This is a genomic window from Rhodoferax sp., assembly GCF_028689295.1.
GTDB lineage: Bacteria > Pseudomonadota > Gammaproteobacteria > Burkholderiales > Burkholderiaceae_C > Rhodoferax.
In genome coordinates, this window is the sequence record NZ_JAQTWL010000068.1 from 1 (window position 1) to 3,086 (window position 3,086).

The 3,086-nt window shown below is 56.8% G+C and carries 2 protein-coding genes and 1 pseudogene; all 3 read right to left on the reverse strand.

Going from position 1 to position 3,086, the window contains the following annotated elements:
• Positions 1 to 439, reverse strand: a 439-nt coding sequence (locus PHF15_RS16875) for a type IV toxin-antitoxin system AbiEi family antitoxin domain-containing protein (protein ID WP_300123031.1), incomplete at its 3' end; no start/stop codon positions are given.
• Positions 440 to 648: 209 nt separating this feature from the next.
• The gene (locus tag PHF15_RS16880) at positions 649 to 2,145 is read right to left on the reverse strand and encodes a toprim domain-containing protein (RefSeq protein ID WP_300123034.1); all 1,497 of its coding nucleotides are present in this window, start codon (positions 2,143 to 2,145) and stop codon (positions 649 to 651) included.
• Positions 2,146 to 2,154: 9 nt separating this feature from the next.
• Positions 2,155 to 3,086: pseudogene (locus PHF15_RS16885) on the reverse strand (hypothetical protein); the annotation flags it as partial.

Sequence of the window (3,086 nt, forward strand, 5' to 3'; positions counted from 1 at the left end):
CTTCCAGTGCAACGTTGATGCCGACGGTCTGCCGATACCGAAACAAGTCTGCAATGGTTTTAGCCACGCCGAAGATTGGCACGGATACCCCGTCAATGACGTGTCTCTCGACACCAAGTAGCAGGCGTGGCCCTGAAAAACGAGCGAAACGAACCGGCGGATATTTAAATGTGGGGTGCCAGTCTTTCGAACCAATGGCCATCCAGACTTTGGGTGGAATCTGGTCAGTCAAACTGTGGAACGCCAGGGACGACGTCAGGCAGATGACCCCCTTGGGAACAAGTTTGGATGCCTCGGCAAGGGTGTGATTCACATCGAGAGATGCGTCTGCAAGCTGATACAGCCCTCGGGCAAGGCGAACGAGAACGCCCTCTCGCTCAAGGCGCGACACCGTCGCTGCAGTAATGCCCTTTGCAGTCAATTCACTCAGGCGCGACATGCCCGTGGCCTGCAGATGGGCCACAGCACTATTTCGCTGGGATGGTTGATTCTTGGGATTCACTGATACAAAACATTGGATATCGCCGAATAGTACCCTATGATTCATATCATTTTCAACTCACCATCATCCGATGAATGCGTTGCAAGCCACGCGGCTAGTTAACTGAACACCCATCTGGTCACTGCACAGTCTGTTGGTGTTTGGTTTCACCGTTCGACTTCAGGCTCAGCAGCCAGTTGACTTTCTTTGACAGGAACAAAAATGTCAACCCTCGCTTTCTCCACATCAGCAGCCGAAACAGCGCTGGCAATGAAGTCACGCACGGACTGGGGGCCGCCCTGACCGAGCAAGTCCCGTGCATCAGCGCCAACTTGACTGTTCGCTGGAGGCACAGCCAAAGCGAACCCCGTCAGCTTTGCAGCCTCCAAAGCCCGTGGGATGGCGTTTGATTTGAGTCTTCCAGCCTCAGTCCGGCCGATGTCGTGATCTGTTGCAATGACGACACCCGAAAACAAATCCGACATGCCCGTTTGCTTGACCCATTTTGCGACCGCCATCACATTGTTCGACGACAACGCGCAAAGTGTGTTGCCCGCACCGCTTTGCTGAATCGCAAGTCCGGTTGCCACCCCTTCACAGATCACCAGTGGCTTCTTTCTATCAGCAACCGCCAGCCACGCTTGTATTGGTGCCCGGGCCTCGCTGCCCATTGCTTTCATCAATGAATCAGGCCATGGAAAAGGCACAAAGGCGCCGACGGTGTGAGAGCCTTTTGCCATGATTTTGTCGGTGTTGAAAGCGACTTTGGGCATCAGGTGTTGGGCACCACACAGTTCCACCGTGTCTGGTCGGCCCATCAAATCAGGACGAAAAATGGGGACCAGGATCGTGCCGGCAAATCTGTGCCCTGGGGGGTACACCCGCAACTCCGCGCCATCCAGAACGGCATTGCTTTTGACAAGGTGAAGATGGTCAACTGGTGGGGTAACACCTGCCATCCAAGACTTGCAAGTGTCTCGATTCATATCTTGGTCAGTTGTACGCAACTCAGCAGGCGCTGAGCGCGGTGAAGCACGTGAAGAACTGGGTGGCGCAAGATCACCATCCAGTCCCAAGTCGCGCCCCGTGACATACATGGTTTTCTTTCCATCGCTCGTTTGTCGGCCTTCCCGCCATGGTGCAGGTAGAGCAATGTCGCCCCGGAATGAAAATGCGGTTGCAACACCATCTTTTGAGACCAGCAACTTGTAGACGGGTTTTGAATCAGAGCCATCGCGGTAGCGCCCGTGCAGCCGTGACGGAACCAGACCAGACGTTTGCAACAGATCATCAGCCGCCCGCCACACTTGCTCCGGGTCATACCAGCGGCGTTGTTGGGGCTTTGAAGAAAATTTCGGCACTTTAGTCAGTGCTGACAGTTCTTTAGCCGCGCTCAACTGGTCGATATGGGTTGCCAGCGCTGGAGTCGATTTATCTCCAAGACGGATACCACCGGCGGCATGCCACGGCTCACCCGCTGCCAGACCTTTTTCTGCATAGCGATGCCACATTTTGAGATAACCATCGCGCGCCACGGACAGCCGCCCGCCAGACGTTCGGCTGGTCTCGCCGGGCAAGCGAAATTCAACCAAATGGTCTTTGACCTTTTGAATCTCGCAGCCGCGTGCAACGAGGTAATTCTCAATGATTTGTAGTGAGCGCACCGTGATTCCTCAGGTATCTAGCCCCATGCGCAAGCCTGGTGCGTGACCCACATGACCATCACTCACCCAATGCGGTTTTCTCCGATCTGCAGCATGTTGCAAGCGCTTTGAAAAGCTGTTGAGTTTGTCTGCCATGCCGCCCGGATGTTGCTTGTAGTCCGCCTCAAATCGCTGTTGGAAAGACCGCGCATCGAATGAATTGGCAGACGAGCCGCCAGTTTCGTTGGTGCTTTGCTTTGCGCCACCACCCGGCGTGGCAGACGGGCCAAAACGCGGGTCAACAAAACCGGGCGCTTGGGTCTTGCCCAAACTTTGGCCGCTCGCGTTCATGCCACGTCCAGCCATCGGACTCTCAGACGGACCAGGCGCTGCGTTGTCAGGGCCAGAGCCTTCACTTGGTGTGCGAGCCCTAGCAGACTGGCTAGCCGAGCTGGATGCAGTGGGTGAAACGGATGGACCCGGCAAAGCCAGGAAAGGCGCTATACCGGTGCCGCCACTGTTTGCGCTGCTGGATTTTCTGGTGTTGCTGGTATTGCTGGTATTGCTTGGACTAGCAGCAGACTGAAATGGGTTATTGGCATGGACCGCGCCGCTAATGCCACCGCCAAAGCCGACACCAGCAGAAGCGCCACCAATGGCACCCGCCGCCTTTTGCACAGGCATCAAGGCGCCCATGGCACCGCCAGCAAGCCCCAGCGCGCGCGCACCAGCGGCACTTGCAGCCAGACCCGCCGCCACCGGCGCACCGCCCACCATCCCAGCCGCAGTACCTGCGCTTTGCAGCGACATGGCCACCGTGCCGTTCAGCATCGACCCAGCCAGGCCGGGCGCCATGTAGCCAGTCACACCATAGAACAGCGATGCGCCACCCACACCCAAGTAGTCACCAAAACTGGGGCCCTCCGGATGCGCCGCGTAGGCAGCCGCAATGGTGTCTTTCA